Raw genomic sequence first — 20,162 nt, 5'->3', positions numbered from 1 at the left:
GGCCCTGGGGCCGGACACGGCGAAGGGCCGGGCCCTCCCGAAGGAGGCCCGGCCCTGCCGACCGTCGCGCCCGTCTGTGCGCGTCCCGGCTACTTCTTGCGCCGGCGCCCGCCGCGCGCCTGCTTGCGGCGCTCCGCGCGCGTGAGGCCGTCGGCCTCGGACCGCACCGGCTCGTCGCCGTTGTCGAAGTCGCCCTCGACGATGTCACCCTCGCCGTCGACCTTGGGCGCGGTGTAGTGCAGCCGGTCCGGACGGCGCGGCGCCTCCAGGCCCTTGGCGCGGATCTCGGGGCGCGCGCCCGCCTGCGCGGGCACCGCGTCCTGCTTCTCCAGGTCCGCCACCGGCTTGGCGTCCTCGACCGGGACCTCCTCGACCTGCTGCTCGACCTGGACCTCCAGGTTGAACAGGTAGCCGACGGACTCCTCCTTGATGCCCTCCATCATGGCGGTGAACATGTCGAAGCCCTCGCGCTGGTACTCGACCAGCGGGTCCTTCTGCGCCATCGCGCGCAGGCCGATGCCCTCCTGGAGGTAGTCCATCTCGTAGAGGTGCTCGCGCCACTTGCGGTCCAGGACCGACAGCACGACCCGGCGCTCCAGCTCCCGCATGATCTCGGAGCCGAGCTGCGCCTCACGGGCCTGGTACTGCTCGCGGATGTCGTCCTTGATGGACTCGGCGATGAAGTCCGCGGTGAGCCCGGCACGGTCGCCGGCCGCCTCCTCCAGCTCCTCGATGGTGACCTTCACCGGGTAGAGCTGCTTGAAGGCGCCCCACAGCCGGTCCAGGTCCCACTCCTCGGCGAAGCCCTCGGCGGTCTCCGCGGCGACGTAGGCGTCGATGGTGTCGTCCATGAAGTGCTGAACCTGCTCCTGCAGGTCCTCGCCCTCCAGGACGCGGCGGCGCTCGCCGTAGATGACCTCGCGCTGGCGGTTGAGGACCTCGTCGTACTTCAGGACGTTCTTACGGGTCTCGAAGTTCTGCGTCTCGACCTGCGACTGGGCGGAGGCGATCGCGCGCGTGACCATCTTGTTCTCGATCGGCACGTCGTCCGGCACGTTCGCCATGGACATCACGCGCTCGACCATCTGGGCCTTGAACAGGCGCATCAGGTCGTCACCGAGGGAGAGGTAGAAGCGGGACTCGCCCGGGTCGCCCTGACGGCCGGAACGACCGCGCAGCTGGTTGTCGATCCGGCGCGACTCGTGCCGCTCGGTGCCGAGGACGTAGAGGCCGCCGAGCTTCTCGACCTCTTCCTTCTCGGCCTTCACCGCCTGCTCGGCCCGCTCCAGCGCGGCCGGCAGGTAGTGCGCCCACTCCTCGATGTGCTCCTCGGGGTCGAGGCCCCGCTGGCGCAGTTCGGCCTCGGCGAGGTCCTCGGGGTTGCCGCCGAGCTTGATGTCGGTACCACGGCCGGCCATGTTGGTGGCCACGGTGACCGCGCCCTTGCGCCCGGCCTGGGCGACGATGATCGCCTCACGGTCGTGCTGCTTGGCGTTGAGCACCTCGTGCTGCACACCGCGCTTGCTGAGCTGCTGCGACAGGTACTCGGACTTCTCGACCGACGTCGTGCCGACGAGGATCGGCTGGCCCTTCTCGTGCTTCTCGACGATGTCGTCGACGACCGCCTCGAACTTCGCGACCTCGGTGCGGTAGATCAGGTCGGACTGGTCCTTGCGGACCATCGGCCGGTTCGTCGGGATGGGCACCACGCCGAGCTTGTAGATCTGGTGGAACTCGGCGGCCTCGGTCATCGCCGTACCGGTCATGCCGGACAGGCCCGGCATCTCCTTGCCGCTGTGGTCGTGCCGCTTGTAGAGGCGGAAGAAGTTCTGGAGGGTGATCGTGGCGAGGGTCTGGTTCTCGTCCTTGATCGGCACGCCCTCCTTGGCCTCGATGGCCTGGTGCATGCCCTCGTTGTAACGGCGGCCGGCGAGGATACGTCCGGTGTGCTCGTCGACGATCATGACCTCGTCGTCGATGATGACGTAGTCCTTGTCCTTCTTGAAGAGCTCCTTCGCCTTGATGGCGTTGTTCAGGTAGCCCACCAGAGGGGTGTTGACCGACTCGTAGAGGTTGTCGATGCCCAGCCAGTCCTCGACCTTGGCGACGCCCGACTCGTGGATGGCGACGGTGCGCTTCTTCTCGTCGACGTCGTAGTCGCCGGTCTCCTCGAGGCCCTTGAGCGGGTTGCCGGGCTCGCCGCGCTTGAGGCGCGTGACCAGCTTGGCGAAGTCGCCGTACCACTTGGTGGCCTGGTCGGCCGGGCCGGAGATGATGAGCGGCGTACGGGCCTCGTCGATGAGGATGGAGTCGACCTCGTCGACGATGGCGAAGTTGTGGCCGCGCTGGACCAGCTCGTCCTTCGACCACGCCATGTTGTCGCGGAGGTAGTCGAAGCCGAACTCGTTGTTCGTGCCGTAGGTGATGTCGCAGGCGTACTGCTCACGGCGCTGGGCCGGCGTCATGTTGGCGAGGATGCAGCCGACGCTCAGGCCCAGGAACTTGTGGACGCGGCCCATCATCTCGGAGTCGCGCTCGGCCAGGTAGTCGTTGACCGTGATGAGGTGGACGCCCTCGCCGGACAGCGCGTTCAGGTACGCGGGGAGCGTGCCGACGAGCGTCTTGCCCTCACCGGTCTTCATCTCGGCCACGTAGCCGAGGTGGAGCGCCGCGCCACCCATGATCTGCACGTCGTAGTGACGCTGGCCCAGGACGCGCTTGGCCGCCTCGCGCACGGTGGCGAAGGCCTCGGGCAGCAGATCGTCCAGCGTCTCGCCGTCGGCGTAGCGCTGCTTGTACTCATCGGTGAGGGCCCGCAGCTCGGCGTCGGAGAGGTCGACGAAGTCCTCTTCGATGGAGTTGACCTGGTCCGCGATGCGGTGCAGCTTGCGCAGGATCTTGCCTTCGCCTGCACGCATGATCTTCGAGAGGACGGACACGGGGGTTGGTCTCCTTGCCGGTCGGGCCTGGGACGGTCGGTTTTCCTTCTGACGTGACTGAGCAACGGCCATCGTATGCGAGGACCCCGCCGCGCCGGGAGCCTGCCGGGGGCGCCGGGCCACCGCTCCTTCAAATGTCCGTCAAAGGGACAACGGCCGGGGGTGGCGGATGGTGCCGCGTTCCGCCGACGAATTGTGCCGAACGCGGTCGCGTGCTCACTCCCCGCTGCCGTGTTCCGCCCCTTCGCCGCATATCGGCTGGCGCGCCGCGGGCGCCCTTGAGGAGAATCGGCCGATGGAACCCGTCACGCTCACCACCGGCCGCCTTCTGCTGCGCACCGTCGGCCCGGGCGACACCGATGCCGTGTACGAGGCCGCCCAGGATCCCGACATCCAGCGCTGGACCACCATCCCGTCCCCTTATCTGCGCGAGCACGCCCACAGCTTCACGCACGAACTGGTCCCGGAGGGCTGGCGGAACGGCTCGATGTTCACCTGGGGGCTGTTCCTCCCCCGCGACGGGGACCTGGTGGGCATGATCGGCCTCACGATGCGTTCCATGAGCTCCGCCGAGATCGGCTACTGGGGCACCAAGGAGCACCGCGGCTACGGCTACGTCACCGAGGCGGTGCTCGCCGTGTCCCGCTGGGCCTTCTCCGACCTGCTCGTGGACCGTGTCGAGTGGCGCGCCGAGGCGGGCAACGGGCCCTCCCGCGCGGTCGCCGAGCGCGCCGGGTTCACCGTCGAGGGCACCCTGCGCTCCGCCCTGATCCACCAGGGCGTGCGCCGCGACTGCTGGGTGGGCTCCCTGCTCCCGTCCGACCTGGGCCTGCCGTCCGCGGCCCCCTATCTGCCCGCGCGGCGGCCGTCGTCGTAGCCGCGACGAGGCCGCCTTGGACGAAGCCGCAGTTCACGCCCGAGTGTCAGTGCCACGTCCTAAGGTGCGGACCATGACGACCCCGCGCCCCACCCTCCACCTCTCGGCCGACGAGGCCCGTCGCATCGTGCTGCGCGCGCAGGGCTTCCTCGGCGCCCCCGACCGCCGGGGCGGCGTCCGCGGCGTCCTGCGGCACCTCGGCGCGGTCCAGCTCGACACGATCTCCGTGCTGGCCCGCAGCCATGAGCTCGTCCCGTACGCCCGCCTGGGCGCGGTCGGCCGCAAGACGGTCGAGGCCGCCTACTGGACCGACACGCACGCCTTCGAGTACTGGTCGCACGCCGCGTGCATCCTGCCCGTGGAGGAGTGGCCGCACTTCGCGTTCCGCCGCCGCGCCTACCGCGCCCGCCCGCAGTGGCATCACGAACTCCCCGAGGGCGCCTACGACCAGGTGATCAAGCAGCTGCGCGCGGAGGGCCCGCTGACCGCGACCGAGCTGGGCGGCGCCAAGCGCACCAGCGAGTGGTGGGACTGGTCGGGCGCGAAGGTCGCCGTCGAGCGCGCCCTGATGTACGGCGAGGTGGTCTGCGTCGAGCGCCGCGGCTGGAAGCGTCTGTACGACCTGGCCGAGCGCGCCATCCCCGGGTCCCTGCTGCATGACGACCTGGACGACACCGAGTGCGTGCGGCGACTGGTCGGCCTGGCCGGTCAGGCGCTCGGGGTGGGCACACGGGCGGACATCGCCGACTACCACCGGCTGAAGGGCGAGCAGGTCGACGCCGTGATCGCCGACTCGGGGCTGGTGCCGGTGACGGTGGAGGGCTGGGCCAAACCGGCCTGGGCGGACCCGGCGGCGCTCGGCACACCGCCGCGCGGCCGTCACCGTACGACGCTGCTGTCGCCGTTCGACTCGCTGATCTGGGAGCGGGCGCGCACGGAGCGGATCTTCGGCTTCACCCACCGTCTGGAGGCGTACGTCCCCCGCCAGAAGCGCGTCCACGGGTACTTCGCCATGCCGGTTTTGGCCGGCGGCCGTCTGGTCGGCCGGGTCGATCCGGCCCGGGAGGGCCGCACCCTGGTGGCGAAGCAGGTCTCGCTGGCGGGCCCGAAGGCGGTTCCGGCGGTGGCGCAGGCGCTGGTCGAGGCGGCGGGCTGGGTCGGCTGCACGGACGCGCGGGTGGAGCGGGTGGACACCCCGGAGCTGCGCGAACCGCTCGCCAGGGAGCTCGCCCTCCTGATGGCGTGAGCCGGGAGGCCGCCGGTCGCCCGGGTCAGCGGATCTCGAGGATCTTCTCGCGCATCGCGTACACCACGGCCTCCATCCGGGAGTGCAGCTGCAGCTTCTCCAGGATGTTGCGCACGTGGTTCTTCACGGTGTTCTCCGAGATGAACAACTCCTTGGCGATGTCCCGGTTGTTCATCCCGGTGGCGACGAGCTTGAGCACCTCCAGCTCCCGGTCGGTGAGCCGAGGCGCGGGCACGAGCCGGCGCTCGTCCGTCCGCTGGATCATCGACTTGAACTCGGTGAGCAGCTTCGACGCCATGGACGGGCTGATCTGGGACTGCCCGTCGGCCACCGCGCGGATGGCGGTGGCGACCTCGTCCGTGGAGATCTCCTTGAGGAGGTAGCCGGTCGCGCCCGCCTTGATGGCGTCGTAGAGGTCGGCCTCCTCGTCGCTGATCGTCAGCATGATGATCTTCGCGCTGGGGGCCACCTCCTTGATGGAGGTGCAGGCCTCGATGCCGCCCCGCCGGGGCATGCGGACGTCCATCAGCACGATGTCGGGCAGCAGGTCGGCGGCCTTGTCGACGGCCTCGGCGCCGTCGCCCGCCTCCCCCACCACCTGGATGTCCTCCTCGGCGGCGAGCACGATCTCCAGTCCACGGCGGAACAGGGCGTGGTCGTCCACGACGAGGACTCTGATCGGCTCCTTGCGCGGAGAGCCCGCGTCCGGGTCCGCGCCGACGACATGACCGTCGGCGTCCTCGTCCCGCATCGGTCCGAAGCTGTCCGTCATGGTTCCTCCCCCTGAGGCTGTGGCTGGTCGCATGCCATCGCCAACCCAAGGCAGTGGCCCATCGGTTGGGCCGTCCGGTCATGATTCCATGCCTGGCCGACAGTGCGGTGACGTGCGGGGCGCGAAGTGGTCGCACACCGGTGCCCCTGGGGGCGCACACGCGCTCCAGGGGCACCGCTCAGCCGTCGGCCGGGTGGGTCAGCCGCCCAGCGTGCCACCGGCCGCTGGTGCTTGCGCCTCGGTGACCATCGGGTCCGTGCTCAGATGGATGACGCCGTAGTCGTAGGCGTGGCGCCGGTAGACGACGCTCGGTTCCTTCGTCTCGGAGTCGACGAACAGATAGAAGTCGTGCCCGACCAGCTCCATCTCGTAGAGAGCCTGGTCGAGAGTCATCGGGGAGGCGACGTGCGTCTTCTCGCGCACGACGAGCGGGCCTTCGCCCTTCACCTCGAGCGAGCCGATCTTCTTGGTGGGAATCGCGTCCGGCTCTTCGGTCTCGAAGGTCTGCCCGTTGCCGTTCAGCGTGGCGGCACCGGGGACATGGTCGGGCACCTCGGCCGCCGTGATCCGGCGTGCGCCCCGGCGCGAGAACCGCTTGTCGTGCTGCTTGCGCAACCGGGCGTCCAGTTTCTCCGCCGCGAGGTCGAGCGCCGCGTACGGGTCGCTGGCCGCTGCCTCCGCCCGGATCACCGGACCGCGGGAACGCAGGGTGATCTCCACCCGGTCGCAGCGGTCGGCCTGTCGCGGGTTGGGCTCCTTGGACACCTCGACGTCGAGGCTGATCACCTTGGCATCGAGCCTCTGGATCTTCTCCAGCTTCAGCTTCTCGGCCACGTGCTTGCGGAACCGCTCGGGCACCTCGGTCTTGCGGCCCTTGACGACGATGTCCACGCAGAACTCCGTTCCCGGATCGCTCCGCTCCGACGGCGGAGCATCTCCCTTTTGCACCAGGCTCCGGTAGGCCCCGGAACCTCGGACTCGGCGACTTCCACCTCCTCCTCCCCCATGGGCAAGATCTCCACCCCATGGCCGAGGGTGATGGTTGAAAACCCACGGCACGGCATTCGGATACTGCGGGGATGGCCTGCGGCTTTCCCTCACAACCGAACATATCTCGCCCGGAGGGATGTCGTCACCCTCTACTACGGTGTACCTCCGTTCAGGTGAATTGATCCTCGCGTCACCTGCAACGATGCAACTTCCCTGTCAGTTCCGGTTTATTTCGAAAGAATCAGCGGCGGCGGCGATCACCGCTGCGCGGATCGTGGAACCGGCCCGTCCGCGGCCGTCGATTCCCGGCGTGACTCGTGTTCGCCGCACCGCACCCTCCGTCGATCCAGCACTGTCTTCCCCTCTGCCTTCCCGGCTTCCCACGCGATACACAGCCGTGGACGCTTCACCGACCTCCCCGTTGCCCTCGCTCCCTCCTCCATACGCGCGCGAGCCGACCTCCGTTCGGCCGGAGCCGCCGCCGGCCACGCGGATTCCCAGGTCGCCGCCCACCGGCCCGGCCACCACCGCCTCCCGGACGGCACGCGCCGCCTCCGCCAGGGACGCCCCCGTCGTCATGAGGTCGTCCACGAGCACCACGGTCCCGCCACCGGCGAGCAGCCGCCCGCCGCCGGGGACGACGGAGAGCGCGCCTGCGAGATTGACCAGCCGCTGCCGGGAGCTGAGCCCTGTCTGGTCGGCCACCCCGCGCGCCTGCCGCAGGACGGCGGCCACCCGCGCCGGCGTCCCGGTCCGCCGCAGCGCACCCGCCGCCGCGAGCGCGATCCGGCGCACCGGATCGTGTCCCCGCGCCCGCACCGCCGCCCGCGCGGACGGGACGGGCACGAGCAGCACGGAACCGTCCCCGCCGGCGCGGACGGACGCCCCCGGACCGTCGGCGTCCTGGCTCTCGCACAGCCCCGCCCGCACGGCCCGCGCCAGCGCCGCTCCGAGCGGTGCCGCCAGAGCCAGCGCGCCGCGTTCCTTGTGGGCCAGCAGCATCGCCCGGACCTCGTCGGTGTACCGGGCCGCCGCGTGCACGTCCGGCAGTCCGGGCGGCTCCGGCACCGGTCGCACCCGGCTCGGCGCGGTCCCGGTCAGGACGGCACGGCACTCCGGGCAGAGCACCGTACGAGGCTTCCCACAGCCTCCGCACTCGGCCGGCAGCACCAGATCCGTGAGGTCCTGCCACCACCCCCGCATGGCCTCCACTCTGCCAAGGCGGGCAGCGACCGGCCACCCCTGTGGATAACGGCCTGTGGAAAAACAAGGGCTCCTTCCGGAACCGGTTTCCACCGGCCCGACCCGAATTCCGTTCACCCCACACCGAATCGGAATTGGCAACCCGCCGGAGCGCGCCGCGGGAAACACCCGGGGACGCGCCTCCGAAAACCGGCTGGGGACGCGACCAATCCGCCCGGGGCGAAAGCCACCGCCCCGAACTCAAAACACCGCACCGGTCCCCTGCCCCGCCGCCCGCCCGGAAAACCGAGCGGGGCACGCGGCGGCTCAGCCCGGATAGACCGGCGCCGTCCCGTCCGCGGTGACCTTCTGCCACTGCGTCCCGGACTGCAGCCGTACGATCCCGTCCTCCGAGTACCCGACCAGCGGCAGCCGCGCGTCCTCGGACGCGGTGATCTCCTTGACGCCGCTGAGGGCCGCCGGCGCGGGCCCCTCCGGCGTGGAGCCGTCCACCTGCACGTACCGCATCGTCTGCACGCCGCCCTTCTCGCGGCCGACCACGACGAGCCGGCTGTCCCCGGCCCACGACATGGCCGTGACCTCCTCCAACTCGGGCGTGGCGGAGCGCAGTTCGTGCACGGAGACCCCGGAACCGTCGCCTGCCCCGTCGTCGCCCCGCTCGATCCGCCCGATGAGCAGGGAGGACTTCTCGCCGTCCTTCACGACGAGCGCGATGCGCACACCGTCGGCGGCCACACGGACCGACTCGATCCGGCCCTCGAGGCCGGGCGGGGTCTTCACCTCGACCGGGTCGTCGACGCCCTTCCTCAGCAGCAGCAGGCGCGGCTTGCCGGGGTCTCGGTCGGCCACCCACAGGTCGCCCTGCGCGTCCCAACTGGGCGCCGACAGCCGCTTCCCGGCGGACGGACCGGCGCTGGTCAGCTCCGGTTCCCCGAGCGGGCCGCCCGACACCAGCGCCCCGACGTACAGGTTCTTGCCGTCGAGTCCGACCCCGGCGGCCATGTCCTCGTCGCGCGCGACGGCCGCCGACCCCAGCTGCACGTCCTCCCCGAGGGCTCCCGGCACCGGGGTGGGCTCGGTGTCGGCGGTCGCCGCCGCCAGCCGTACCAGCCGGTGCTTGTCGTTGAGGAAGTACAGATAGTCGGCGCGCTTCACCGAGCCGCGCACGGCGATCTCCTCGGCGTCCTCCGCGGTGAGGTGGCACAACTGCCGGTCGCCCGCGCGCAGTTCGACCTCGTCCATGGTGGGGGTGAGGTTCTGCAGGGTGAACAGCAGCTGGGCGGCCATCTCCTGGCACTTGTCCACGCCGACCCGCGCCGCCCTGCCGTTCAGCGGCACCGTCAGCTTGTTCTGGTCGTCCGGGGTCAGCGACTCCGAGGCGTTCCGCAGCGCCGTGCCGGTCGGGAAGCTGGAGCGGACCACCGGGTCGAGCCAGCGCGTGGGGCCGCGCAGCAGCGAGCGCACCGCCTCGGTCACCGGGTCGACGTTCCTGCGCACGTAGACGGGGTCGGCGACGGCCGCCGTGTGCGGGGCCGTCCCGGCACTGGTGCCCGTGGCGAAGTAGTAGCGGTCGACCGACAGGTAGTTGCGCTGGAAGTCCGACCGGCCCATGACGACCCCGCGCGGCGGCACGTCGATGCGCCACTGACGGGTCTTCTTGTCGCGGGTGAGATGCATGCTCTCGCGGTAGTCGCCGTCGGCGGGCGCGTACGACTGCTCCGCGTCCACTGTGGCGACGCGGGTGCCGGTCAGCGTGTACGACAGGCTGTCCGTCTCCTCCCGGCTGACCCGGTCGGGCTGGGCGCCGGGGCCGTCGGCGAGCACGGTCGTGGACCGCAGCGGGTGCCACTTGGCCGACGCCTGCGGGGTCAGGTACTTGCGGGCTATCTCGTAGTCCGGGTCGTCGCTGGTCAGCGCCTCCAGGAAGCCCGTGACGATCTCGGAGTACGACGCGTCCTCGTGCGGCGGCACGGCGAAGACCCGCACCTGGGCCTCCTGCCGCGGTGTGGACTCCACCCCGCGCAGATCACCGTTGTCAGGCATCGAGGCGCACCCGGCCAGCAGGACGGTGCCGCAGGCCGCGAAGGCCGCCGTGCGTCCCGGTCCGTGCCGCCGGACGGCCCGCTTGCGGTCAGCGCCCACGAGTCGTCTCCCCCTGCTTGTCCCGCTCCTCGGCCTTCCCGGCCCCCTCGCCCGGCACGTCCTTCTCGCCGGGCTGCTCACCGATGGTGTCCTCCAGCCGCCGTGTGCCCGACGCGGGCCGGGGCACCACCCGGGCCCCGTTGCCGGGCAACGCCGTCGGGTCGGCCTTGGGCGCCGCGCTCTGCCGCGACGCGATCGGGTCGCGCCCGGGCCGCAGCGCTCCCTGCTCGCCCTGCGGCTGGGCCGGCACGGTCGCCGACTTGCCTCCGGAGGGCAGACCGGCGTCGTCCAGGCCGCGGTTGCGCCGCGAGTCCTTCGGTTCCAGGGGTATCGGCGAGCCCCGCAGCGGCTCGTCGGCCGTACGCGGCAGCGTCAGCCGGAACTGCGAACCGCCGCCCGGCTCACCCCATGCCTGGAGCCAGCCGCCGTGCAGCCGTGCGTCCTCCAGCGCGATGGACAGGCCGAGACCGGTACCGCCCGTGGTCCGCGCGCGGGCCGGGTCGGCCCGCCAGAAACGGCTGAACACGCGGGTCGCCTCGCCGGGCTTGAGCCCGACGCCGTAGTCGCGGACCGCGACCGCGACCGCTCCGCCGGCCGAGGCCAGCTTGACCACGACGTCCCGGCCCTCGCCGTGCTCGACGGCGTTGACCACGAGGTTGCGCAGTACGCGCTCCACCCGGCGGGCGTCCGCCTCGGCGACGACGGGCTGCTGGTCCCCGGCCACCCGTATCCGGGTGCCCTTGCGCTCGGCGAGCGGCTCCGCGCCGCTGACGACGCGCCGCACGACCTCCCGCAGGTCGATCGGCTCGGCCTCCAGCGCGGCGGCACCGGCGTCGAAGCGGCTGATCTCCAGCAGGTCGGCGAGCAGCGACTCGAACCGGTCCAGCTGGTCCGCCAGCAGCTCCGCGGACCGCGCGGTCACCGGATCGAAGTCCTCGCGCGCCTCATGGATGACGTCGGCGGCCATGCGGACGGTCGTCAGCGGGGTGCGCAGCTCGTGCGACACGTCGGAGACGAACCGGCGCTGCATCCGCGACAGGTCCTCCAGCTGCTGGATCTTCACCTGGAGGTTCTGCGCCATCTTGTTGAAGGCCTCACCCAGGCGGGCGATGTCGTCCTCGCCGGTGACCTTCATCCGTTCCTGGAGCCGCCCGGCCGACAGCCGCTCGGCGATGCCCGCCGCCATGCGGACGGGGGTGACGACCTGGCGCACCACGAGCCACGCGATGGCGCCGAGGAGGACGACGACGAACAGCCCGGCGGTCGCGAGCGTCGTCTTGACCAGGCTGAGCGACTTCTCCTCCTGCGTGAGCGGGAAGAGGTAGTAGAGCTGGTACTGGTCACCGTTGGGGTCGCTGACCTGCTTGCCGATCACGAGGCCCGGCTGGGACTCCTTGTGGGCGCTCGGCTGGTAGACGATCCGGGTGTAGCTCTGGAAGACGCCGGTGGTGCCGTCGATCCGCTCCCGCAGCGCCTCGGGCACGCTCGCGGTCGGGTCGACGCCGCCGGAGGCACGCCGGCCGCGCCCTCCGGTCTCACTGCCCGCGGCGGCGGGGAGCGTCACGACCTCGAAGGCGCCCTGACCACCGCTGGAGAGCGAGGAGACGGTGTCGCTCATCCACTGGATGACGTTCTGCCGGGACCGCTCGTCCGTCGGGGCACCGTCGTCGGCGGAGCCCGCGGCGGACTCGTCGGCCCGCTGCTTGGCCGCCGCGAACCCGCCGGTCGCCTGGCTCTGCGAGGCTTTGACCTTGGCGTCGAGCAGGCCGTTGCGGACCTGCCCGATGACGACGAACCCCAGCAGCAGGACGACGCCCAGCGACATCACCAGGGTCGAGACGACGACCCTGAGCTGGATGTTGCGCCGCCACAGCCGCATGACCGGCAGCAACGGCCGGCGCACCCAGCGCAGCAGCAGACGGAGGACCGGGCTGCCCTGGACCCCTCCTTGCAGCAGCCCGCCTTCCAGAAACCGCCCCCAGCGGGAACCCGCCGTCTTCCGGCCGACAGGCCGCTCCCGACGGGTCCCGGTCCGACCGGGGGCCGTAGCGGCACTGTCCTGGGACATGTCAGCTCGGCCCTGCCTTGTATCCGACGCCACGGACGGTCACGACGATCTCCGGGCGCTCGGGGTCCTTCTCGACCTTGGAACGCAGTCGCTGGACGTGGACGTTGACCAGCCGGGTGTCGGCCGCGTGCCGGTAGCCCCAGACCTGCTCGAGCAGCACCTCGCGCGTGAACACCTGCCACGGCTTGCGGGCCAGCGCGACCAGCAGGTCGAACTCCAGCGGCGTCAGCGCGATGGACTGCCCCTCCCGCTTCACCGAGTGCCCGGCCACGTCGATGACCAGGTCGCCGATGGCGAGCTGCTCCGGCGCCGGCTCCTCCGACCTCCGCAGCCGCGCCCGGATGCGGGCGACGAGCTCCTTCGGCTTGAACGGCTTCACGATGTAGTCGTCGGCGCCGGACTCCAGGCCGACGACCACGTCGACCGTGTCGCTCTTCGCCGTCAGCATCACGATCGGCACGCCGGACTCCGCCCGGATCAGGCGGCAGACCTCGATGCCGTCCCGGCCGGGAAGCATCAGATCGAGCAGCACCAGATCGGGCTTGGTCTCGCGAAATGCGGCCAGCGCCTTGTCGCCGTCGGCTACGAAAGACGGCTCAAAACCTTCACCACGCAGCACAATGCCGAGCATCTCGGCCAGTGCGGTGTCGTCGTCGACGACAAGGACTCGTCCCTTCATAAACGACATCATCCCATTCTCATAACGGTGGCGAAGGCAGTGGTGAGATAGGTCACCGACCAGCGACCTTAGTCGTAGGTCATCCGCACTGTCTGCCCTCGTCCCCCACACAGTGCGTCACCTTTGGAGGGGTTTGACCCCCTCTGCCCACCCTGTCACCGCGGCTGGATCATGCCGTTCGCGCCGTCGCCCCCGCCCTCGCGCACAGCTGGGCCAGCGCCTCTGCCGTCACAGGAGACGCGGTGCCCTCCTCCGTCACGATCGCCGTGATCAGCTCGGGCGGCGTCACGTCGAAAGCCGGGTTGTACGCCTGCGTCCCCAGCGGCGCGACGGGGATACCGCTGCCCGGCCCGCCCACGACCGGCGCCTGCGGCACCGCGAGCTCCGTCACCTCGGACCCGGCACGCTGCTCCACCTCGATGGACGCCCCGTCCGGCGTCGCCGGATCGACCGTCGTCAGCGGCGCCACCACGATGAACGGCACATGGTGGTAGCGCGCCAGCACCGCGAGCGGATAGCTCCCGACCTTGTTCGCCACCGAGCCGTCGGCCGCGATCCGGTCCGCCCCGATCAGCACCGCGTCCACCTCACCGGCCGCGAACAGCGAACCCGCCGCGTTGTCCGTCAGCAGCGTGTACCCCATCCCGGTGCGCGCCGCCTCGTACGCCGTCAGCCGCGCCCCCTGCAGCAGCGGCCGCGTCTCGTCCACCCACAGCCGCCTCAGCCGCCCCGCCCGGTGTGCGGCGAGCGCCACCGCGAACGCGGTCCCCTCACCACCCGACACCAGCGCCCCGGTGTTGCAGTGCGTGAGGATGCGGTGCCCACCGCCGGGCAGCAGCTCGTCCAGCAGGGCCAGTCCCCGCTCGGCCATCCTGGCGCTCGCCTCGGCGTCCTCCGCGTGCAGCGCCCGCGCCGCCCCGAGCGCCGCCGACGCCGCCCGCTCAGCGTCCCCGCCCGCGGCGAGCTCGGCACGGTAGGCGTCCCGCGCCCTGCGCACCCCGAGCGCCAGGTTCACCGCGGTCGGACGGGCACCCGCCAGCTCGTCGGCCGCGGCGTCCACGTCGAACCCGCGCGCGGCGGCGAGCGCGACCCCGTACGCCCCGGCGATCCCGAGCAGCGGCGCCCCGCGCACGGCCAGCGAACGGATCGCCTCCACCAGCACGGAGGCGTCCGTGCACACCAGCTCGACCTCCTCCGCGGGCAGTTTCGTCTGGTCCAGCAGGACCACCACCGGACCCTCGGGCGGCTCGTCCCACCGGATCGCCGGTATCTCGGCCGGCCTGTCGTCCTCACCGGAATGCGCGTACTGATCAGCCATGCCGTCAGTCTGCCCCGCATCCGGCGGACCATTGAAGGGAAGCAGGCCATACCTCGGCGGGTACCTCCCCGGTGCCCCCATGGCACGATGGCTGCCGAACTGCCGCCGCGACCGCGGACGGGCACCGTGAAGGAGCGACGATGAACGACACTCCGGGCTGGGCCTCGCCCGGATCCGCCCCGTCCGACGGGCAGGAACCCGGCGCGTCCGGTCCCGCCGAGCCCTCGGACAGCGCCGACTCCGCGCAGCAGCCACCGGCGGACCAGCAGGCCCCCGGCCCGAAGTGGTCCAAGGAGCAGCCCCCGGCGGGCCAGTGGTCCGCGCCCACCGGCACCCAGGCCCCCGGCCAGGCCCCGCCCCCACCGCCCGGCCCGGGCTGGGGCGCCAGGCCCCCGGCCGGCCCCGGCGCGCCCGGCGGCTGGGGCGGCGCCCCCCAGGGCTACGGGCCGCCCGGCGGATACGGCGGCTGGGGCGGTGGCTGGGGCGGACCCCCGCCGGCCGCCAAGCCCGGCGTGATCCCGCTGCGCCCCCTGGGCGTCGGCGAGATCCTCGACGGCGCCGTCTCCACCATGCGCGCCCACTGGCGCACGGTCCTCGGCATCTCCCTCACCGTCGCCGTCGTGACGGAGATCCTCGTCATCCTCGTCCAGGGCTTCCTCCTGGACGAGCGCGTCAACACCGACGCCCTCGACGACCCGAGCGCCACCCTCGACGAGCTCACCCGCGCCATGGGCGACTCGCTGCTCAACTCCGGCGTGATCTTCCTGATCTCGGCGATCGGCACGGTCATCGCCACCGCCCTGCTGACGACCGTCACCAGCCGCGCCGTGCTCGGCAAGCCGGTCAGCACCGGCGAGGCGTGGCGTGACGCCCGCGCGCAGGTGCCGCGCCTGTTCGGCCTGCTGTTCCTGCTGCTCCTCATGACCGCGGGCGTCGCCTTCGCGGGCGCCGTCCCGGGCATCGTCCTGGCCGCCTCGGGCGCCGGGGAAGCGGGCTTCGCCCTCGTCGTCCTCGGATCGATCGGCGGCTTCGTCGTCGCGCTGTGGCTGTGGTTCCGCTTCTCCCTCGCCTCCCCCGCGCTGATGCTGGAGAAGCAGGGCATCAGGAAGGCGCTGAGCCGCTCCGCCAAGCTGGTCAAGGGCGCCTGGTGGCGGGTGTTCGGCATCCAGCTCCTCGCCATGATCATCGCGAACGTCGTCGCGGCGATCGTCGTCATCCCCTTCACGTTCCTGGCGGGCGCGGTCAGCGGCCAGGGCGCCGCCGGCATCCTCGACGGCACCACCGAGTTCGGCTGGACGTTCCTCATCGTCAGCGGGGTGGGCTCGGTGATCGGCTCCATGATCACCCTGCCCATCACGGCCGGCGTGACCGTGCTGCTCTACATCGACCAGCGCATCCGCCGCGAGGCACTCGACCTCGAACTGGCCCGCGCGGCCGGCGTCCAGAGCTCCGGCACCGGCACCCCGGGGAGCTGAATCGGTGAGTCCGACGGGGGGAGTTCTCACAGCGGTACCGGGGTTGCCGGGAGCAGCCGCACGCGCCCTCGCGCGCGCCGGTGACACCGCCGTACGCGCGTCGGCGGCGGCCTCGGACGACGCGCCGCCGCTGACCACGCCGCGCGACCCCGCCCGGGAGGCGGCCCGGCGCGAGCTGTCCAAGAGCATGTACCACGAGGACGACCCCAGCTGGTTCCAGCGCGCGCTGGACACCTTCTGGGACTGGGTCGAGGACCTGTTCGACGGCGCCGCGACCGCCACCCCCGGCGGCCCGCTCGGCCTGGTCGTCGTCATCCTCGTCGTCCTCGCCGTGATCGGCCTCCTCTGGTGGCGCCTGGGCACCCCGCGCCGCGAACCCGTCTCGTCCGCCGCCCTGTTCGACGACCGCCCCCGCAGCGCCGCCGACCACCGCTCCGCCGCCGAGGCCCACGCCGCCCAGGGCCACTGGAACCGAGCCGTCCAGGAACGCATGCGCGCCATCGTCCGCGCCCTGGAGGAACGCGCCCTCCTCGACGTCCGCCCCGGCCGCACCGCCGACGAGGCCGCCGCCGACGCCGGCCGCCCCCTGCCCTCCCACGCCGACCGGCTGCGGGCCGCCGCCCACGCCTTCGACGACGTCGCATACGGCGGGCGGACCGCGACCCGGCAGACGTACCAGAACCTGGCGACCCTCGACCGCGACCTGGAGAACACCAAGCCGCAGCTCGCCGCCCAGGCCTCCGGCACGGGCCCCCAGGACCACCAGGGAGCCGCCGGATGACGACCGAGGCCACGCACCCGTCCACCTCGGCCTCGCCCACCGCCCGCCATGTGTGGACCCGCACGCGGGGCATCGCCCTCGGCGTCGTCCTCCTCCTCGCTGCGGCCGTCGCGATCGCCGTGATCCGCTCCGACGCCCGGCACGGCACCCTCGACCCCCGCTCCGCCGACCGCCAGGGCAGCAGGGCCGTCGCCGAACTCCTCGCCGACCGCGGGGTGGACACGACCGTCGTCACCACCCTCGACGGGGCCCGCGCCGCCGCCGACGCCGACACCACCCTCCTCGTCGCCGCCCCCGACCTGCTCACCCCCGCCCAGCAGAGGGCACTGCGCACGGCGACCGCCGACACCGGAGGCCGCACCCTCCTCGTCGCGCCCGGCAGCCCGTCCGTCGAACGGCTCGCCCCCGGCGTCACCGCGGACCCCGCGAACAGCCTCGACTCCACGCTCTCCCCCGACTGCGCGCTGCCCGCCGCCCGCCGGGCCGGCACCGCCGACACCGGCGGCATCCGCTACACCACCACCCACCTCGACGCCGACGAGTGCTACCCCAGCAACCGCCTCGCCACCCTCCTGCGCATCCCGGAGAATGACGGCGCCGGCACCGGCGACACCGTCGTCATCGGCGCGCCCGACATCCTCTTCAACGACCGCCTCGACGAGCAGGGCAACGCCTCGCTCGCCCTCCAACTCCTCGGCTCCCGCCCCCATCTGGTCTGGTACCTCCCCACCCTCTCCGACACCTCGGCCGCCGACCCGGACGACCGGCGCAGCTTCTTCGACCTGCTCCCCTCGGGCTGGCTCTGGGGCACCCTGCAGCTCTTCATCGCCGCGGCCGTCGCCGCCCTGTGGCGGGCACGTCGGCTCGGCCCCTTGGTCCCCGAGAAACTCCCCGTCGCGATCCGCGCCTCCGAGACCGTCGAAGGCCGGGCCCGCCTCTACCGCAAGGCGAACGCACGCGACCGCGCGGCCACCGCTCTTCGCTCCACCACACGCATCCGCCTCGCCCCCCTCGTAGGTGTCCCCCTCACCCAGGCGCACGCGCCCGAGGCACTGCTCCCCGCACTCTCCGCCCACCTGCGCCGGCACGGGGACGGACAGACCCTGCACACGCTCCTCTTCGGCCCGCCGCCCGGCGACGACGCGGCACTCGTCTCCCTCGCCGACCAACTCGACACCCTCGAAAGAGAGGTACGCCGTCCATGATGGACCCGACCACTGACAACGCCGGGAGCACCGGGGACCAGGGCACCGCCCGCACCTCCCTGGAGGCCCTGCGCGCCGAGATCGCCAAAGCCGTGGTCGGCCAGGACCCCGCCGTGACCGGCCTCGTCGTCGCGCTCCTGTGCCGCGGCCACGTCCTCCTCGAAGGCGTCCCCGGCGTCGCCAAGACCCTGCTCGTCCGGGCCCTCGCGTCCGCCCTCGAACTCGACACCAAGCGCGTCCAGTTCACCCCCGACCTCATGCCGAGCGACGTCACCGGCTCCCTCGTCTACGACACCCGCACCGCCGAGTTCTCCTTCCAGCCCGGCCCGGTCTTCACCAACCTCCTGCTCGCCGACGAGATCAACCGCACCCCGCCGAAGACCCAGTCCTCCCTCCTGGAGGCCATGGAGGAACGGCAGGTCACCGTCGACGGCACCCCCCGCCCCCTCCCGGAGCCGTTCCTCGTCGCCGCGACGCAGAACCCTGTCGAGTACGAGGGCACCTACCCCCTCCCCGAAGCCCAGCTGGACCGTTTCCTCCTCAAGCTGACGATCCCGCTGCCGTCCCGCCAGGACGAGATCGACGTCCTCACCCGCCACGCCGAGGGCTTCGACCCGCGCGACCTGCGCGCCGCCGGCGTACGCCCCGTCGCCGGCCCCGCCGACCTCGAAGCCGCCCGCGCGGCCGTCGCCAAGACCGCTGTCTCCCCCGAGATCACCGCCTACGTCGTCGACATCTGCCGCGCCACCCGCGAGTCGCCCTCCCTGGCCCTCGGCGTCTCCCCGCGCGGCGCCACCGCCCTCCTCGCGACCGCCCGCGCCTGGGCCTGGCTCACCGGCCGCGACTACGTCATCCCCGACGACGTCAAGGCCCTGGCCCTGCCGACCCTCCGCCACCGCGTCCAGCTCCGCCCCGAGGCCGAGATGGAGGGCGTCACCGCCGACTCCGTCATCAACGCGATCCTCGCCCACGTCCCCGTCCCGCGCTGATGGCCTTCACCGGACGCGCCGCGCTCCTCGCGGCCCTGGCCTCGCTCCCCGTCGGCATCTGGGACCCCAGCTGGACGGGCATCCTCGCGGTCAACGCCCCCCTGGCCGCCGCCTGCGCCTGCGACTTCGCCCTGGCGGCCCCCGTACGGCGACTGCGCCTGACCCGCTCGGGCGACACCTCCGTCCGCCTGGGCGACACGGCCGACGTCACCCTGACGGTCACCAACCCGTCGAACCGCCCGCTCCGCGCCCACCTCCGCGACGCCTGGCCCCCGAGCAGCTGGCAGCCCGGCACCGAGGTCACGTCCTCCCGCCACCAGGTGAGGATCCCCGCGGGCGAACGCCGGCGCCTGACCACCCGCCTCCGCCCCACCCGCCGAGGCGACCGCCAGGCCGACCGCGTCACCATCCGCTCCTACGGCCCCCTGGGTCTGTTCACCCGCCAGGGGGCCCACAAGGTCCCCTGGACCGTCCGGGTGCTCCCGCCCTTCACGAGCCGCAAGCACCTGCCCTCCAAGCTGGCCCGCCTCCGCGAACTCGACGGCCGCACCAGCCTGATCACCCGCGGCGAGGGCACCGAGTTCGACAGCCTGCGCGAGTACGTCCCCGGCGACGACACCCGCTCCATCGACTGGCGGGCCACCGCCCGCCACTCCGCGGTCGCCGTCCGCACCTGGCGCCCCGAACGCGACCGCCACATCCTTCTCGTCCTGGACACCGGCCGCACGTCGGCGGGCCGCGTAGGCGACGCCCCACGGCTCGACGCCTCCATGGACGCCGCCCTCCTGCTGGCCGCCCTGGCCTCCCGCGCCGGCGACCGCGTCGACCTCCTCGCCTACGACCGCCGGGTCCGCGCCCTCGTCCAGGGCCGCACAGCCCGAGACGTCCTCCCCGCCCTGGTCAACGCGATGGCCACGGTGGAGCCGGAACTGCTCGAGACCGACGCCCGAGGACTCACGTCCACAGCCCTGCGTACGGCTCCCCGCCACTCCCTGATCGTGCTGCTCACGGCACTCGACGCGGCCCCCATCGAGGAGGGCCTGCTCCCGGTCCTCCCTCAACTGACCCGGCGCCACACGGTCCTTCTCGCTTCCGTCGCCGACCCGCACATCGCGAGCATGGCGGAAGCCCGCGGTCGCACGGACGCCGTCTACGAGGCGGCGTCGGCGGCCCAGGCCCAGACCGAACGCCACCGCACGGCGGAACAACTACGCCGCCACGGCGTGACCGTCGTGGACGCGACACCGGACGACCTGGCCCCGGCCCTTGCCGACGCCTACCTGGCCCTCAAAACAGCCGGCCGCCTGTAGCCGACAGCGGCAAAGAAAAAAGAGAAAAGGCCCTTTCTGACACCAGAAAGGGCCTGACACACGGTCCGGAAATGCAGAAAGGGCCCACACCGTAAGGTGTGAGCCCTTTCTCAAAAATTGTTCGGCGGTGTCCTACTCTCCCACAGGGTCCCCCCTGCAGTACCATCG

At 72.1% G+C, this 20,162-nt stretch carries 15 protein-coding genes; 7 read left to right on the top strand and 8 right to left on the bottom strand.

Annotation, left to right across the window (positions count from 1 at the left end):
* Positions 1–89 precede the first annotated feature (89 nt).
* Positions 90–2,939, bottom strand: coding sequence for a preprotein translocase subunit SecA (gene secA, locus ACFV46_RS18380; protein ID WP_361924327.1), 2,850 nt, complete (start codon positions 2,937–2,939; stop codon positions 90–92).
* A 295-nt stretch (positions 2,940–3,234) separates the two neighbouring features.
* On the opposite strand from secA, the gene ACFV46_RS18375 reads away from it, so the two are divergent.
* Together ACFV46_RS18375 and ACFV46_RS18370 are read left to right on the top strand one after the other, a co-directional pair.
* A complete protein-coding gene (locus tag ACFV46_RS18375; RefSeq protein ID WP_385498878.1) occupies positions 3,235–3,816 on the top strand; it encodes a GNAT family N-acetyltransferase in 582 nt (193 codons plus the stop codon).
* Positions 3,817–3,889: 73 nt separating this feature from the next.
* Complete coding sequence (locus tag ACFV46_RS18370; protein WP_385498877.1) at positions 3,890–5,062, top strand: winged helix-turn-helix domain-containing protein; 1,173 nt, start codon at positions 3,890–3,892, stop codon at positions 5,060–5,062.
* Positions 5,063–5,087: 25 nt separating this feature from the next.
* On the opposite strand, the gene ACFV46_RS18365 is transcribed toward ACFV46_RS18370, so the two are convergent.
* The 7 genes from ACFV46_RS18365 to mtnA all read right to left on the bottom strand — a co-directional run bounded on the left by ACFV46_RS18365 (position 5,088) and on the right by mtnA (position 14,234).
* Positions 5,088–5,834, bottom strand: coding sequence for a response regulator transcription factor (locus tag ACFV46_RS18365; RefSeq protein ID WP_361924321.1), 747 nt, complete (start codon positions 5,832–5,834; stop codon positions 5,088–5,090).
* Positions 5,835–6,032: 198 nt separating this feature from the next.
* A complete protein-coding gene (gene hpf, locus ACFV46_RS18360; protein WP_062668802.1) occupies positions 6,033–6,725 on the bottom strand; it encodes a ribosome hibernation-promoting factor, HPF/YfiA family in 693 nt (230 codons plus the stop codon).
* Between the two features lie 315 nt (positions 6,726–7,040).
* Positions 7,041–8,027 (bottom strand): ComF family protein, encoded by a 987-nt coding sequence (locus ACFV46_RS18355; RefSeq protein WP_385498876.1) that lies wholly within the window; start codon positions 8,025–8,027, stop codon positions 7,041–7,043.
* A gap of 306 nt (positions 8,028–8,333) precedes the next feature.
* Positions 8,334–10,169, bottom strand: coding sequence for an LpqB family beta-propeller domain-containing protein (locus ACFV46_RS18350; RefSeq protein WP_385498875.1), 1,836 nt, complete (start codon positions 10,167–10,169; stop codon positions 8,334–8,336).
* On the bottom strand, positions 10,159–12,237 hold the full coding sequence (gene mtrB, locus ACFV46_RS18345; RefSeq protein ID WP_376729741.1) for an MtrAB system histidine kinase MtrB: 2,079 nt from the start codon (positions 12,235–12,237) through the stop codon (positions 10,159–10,161). Before mtrB ends, ACFV46_RS18350 begins: the two co-directional genes overlap by 11 nt.
* 1 nt (position 12,238) lies before the next feature.
* Positions 12,239–12,928 carry a two-component system response regulator MtrA gene (gene mtrA / locus ACFV46_RS18340; protein WP_150136091.1) on the bottom strand — a complete coding sequence of 230 codons (690 nt, stop codon included), beginning with the start codon at positions 12,926–12,928 and terminating at the stop codon, positions 12,239–12,241.
* A 157-nt stretch (positions 12,929–13,085) separates the two neighbouring features.
* Positions 13,086–14,234, bottom strand: coding sequence for an S-methyl-5-thioribose-1-phosphate isomerase (gene mtnA / locus ACFV46_RS18335; protein ID WP_385498874.1), 1,149 nt, complete (start codon positions 14,232–14,234; stop codon positions 13,086–13,088).
* 140 nt (positions 14,235–14,374) lie between these two features.
* Here mtnA and ACFV46_RS18330 point away from each other — a divergent pair, with 140 nt between their 5' ends.
* The 5 genes from ACFV46_RS18330 to ACFV46_RS18310 are packed head-to-tail and all read left to right on the top strand — an operon-like array spanning position 14,375 to position 19,994.
* On the top strand, positions 14,375–15,709 hold the full coding sequence (locus ACFV46_RS18330) for a glycerophosphoryl diester phosphodiesterase membrane domain-containing protein (RefSeq protein ID WP_385498873.1): 1,335 nt from the start codon (positions 14,375–14,377) through the stop codon (positions 15,707–15,709).
* Positions 15,710–15,752: 43 nt separating this feature from the next.
* Positions 15,753–16,490 carry a DUF4129 domain-containing protein gene (locus ACFV46_RS18325; RefSeq protein WP_385498872.1) on the top strand — a complete coding sequence of 246 codons (738 nt, stop codon included), beginning with the start codon at positions 15,753–15,755 and terminating at the stop codon, positions 16,488–16,490.
* Positions 16,487–17,695 carry a DUF4350 domain-containing protein gene (locus ACFV46_RS18320; protein WP_385498871.1) on the top strand — a complete coding sequence of 403 codons (1,209 nt, stop codon included), beginning with the start codon at positions 16,487–16,489 and terminating at the stop codon, positions 17,693–17,695. Before ACFV46_RS18325 ends, ACFV46_RS18320 begins: the two co-directional genes overlap by 4 nt.
* Entirely contained in the window at positions 17,695–18,684 is a 990-nt protein-coding gene (locus tag ACFV46_RS18315; protein ID WP_385498870.1) for an AAA family ATPase, read from the top strand. Before ACFV46_RS18320 ends, ACFV46_RS18315 begins: the two co-directional genes overlap by 1 nt.
* On the top strand, positions 18,684–19,994 hold the full coding sequence (locus tag ACFV46_RS18310) for a DUF58 domain-containing protein (RefSeq protein WP_385498869.1): 1,311 nt from the start codon (positions 18,684–18,686) through the stop codon (positions 19,992–19,994). The genes ACFV46_RS18315 and ACFV46_RS18310 overlap by 1 nt, the downstream gene beginning before the upstream one ends.
* The last annotated feature ends 168 nt before the right edge of the window (positions 19,995–20,162 follow it).

The sequence above is a fragment of the Streptomyces sp. NPDC059852 genome, from assembly GCF_042731455.1.
Taxonomy (GTDB): domain Bacteria; phylum Actinomycetota; class Actinomycetes; order Streptomycetales; family Streptomycetaceae; genus Streptomyces.
The sequence above is the reverse complement of the archived record's forward strand: the minus strand, read 5'-3'. Positions and strand labels throughout refer to the sequence as shown.

Coding starts and splice junctions, on each gene's coding strand:
- ACFV46_RS18330 (WP_385498873.1), top strand. CDS start 14,375: ATGAACGACACTCCGGGCTGGGCCTCGCCCGGATCCGCCCCGTCCGAC.
- mtnA (WP_385498874.1), bottom strand. CDS start 14,234: ATGGCTGATCAGTACGCGCATTCCGGTGAGGACGACAGGCCGGCCGAG.
- ACFV46_RS18315 (WP_385498870.1), top strand. CDS start 17,695: ATGGACCCGACCACTGACAACGCCGGGAGCACCGGGGACCAGGGCACC.
- ACFV46_RS18310 (WP_385498869.1), top strand. CDS start 18,684: ATGGCCTTCACCGGACGCGCCGCGCTCCTCGCGGCCCTGGCCTCGCTC.
- ACFV46_RS18370 (WP_385498877.1), top strand. CDS start 3,890: ATGACGACCCCGCGCCCCACCCTCCACCTCTCGGCCGACGAGGCCCGT.
- ACFV46_RS18320 (WP_385498871.1), top strand. CDS start 16,487: ATGACGACCGAGGCCACGCACCCGTCCACCTCGGCCTCGCCCACCGCC.
- mtrA (WP_150136091.1), bottom strand. CDS start 12,928: ATGATGTCGTTTATGAAGGGACGAGTCCTTGTCGTCGACGACGACACC.
- ACFV46_RS18355 (WP_385498876.1), bottom strand. CDS start 8,027: ATGCGGGGGTGGTGGCAGGACCTCACGGATCTGGTGCTGCCGGCCGAG.
- ACFV46_RS18375 (WP_385498878.1), top strand. CDS start 3,235: ATGGAACCCGTCACGCTCACCACCGGCCGCCTTCTGCTGCGCACCGTC.
- mtrB (WP_376729741.1), bottom strand. CDS start 12,237: ATGTCCCAGGACAGTGCCGCTACGGCCCCCGGTCGGACCGGGACCCGT.
- ACFV46_RS18365 (WP_361924321.1), bottom strand. CDS start 5,834: ATGACGGACAGCTTCGGACCGATGCGGGACGAGGACGCCGACGGTCAT.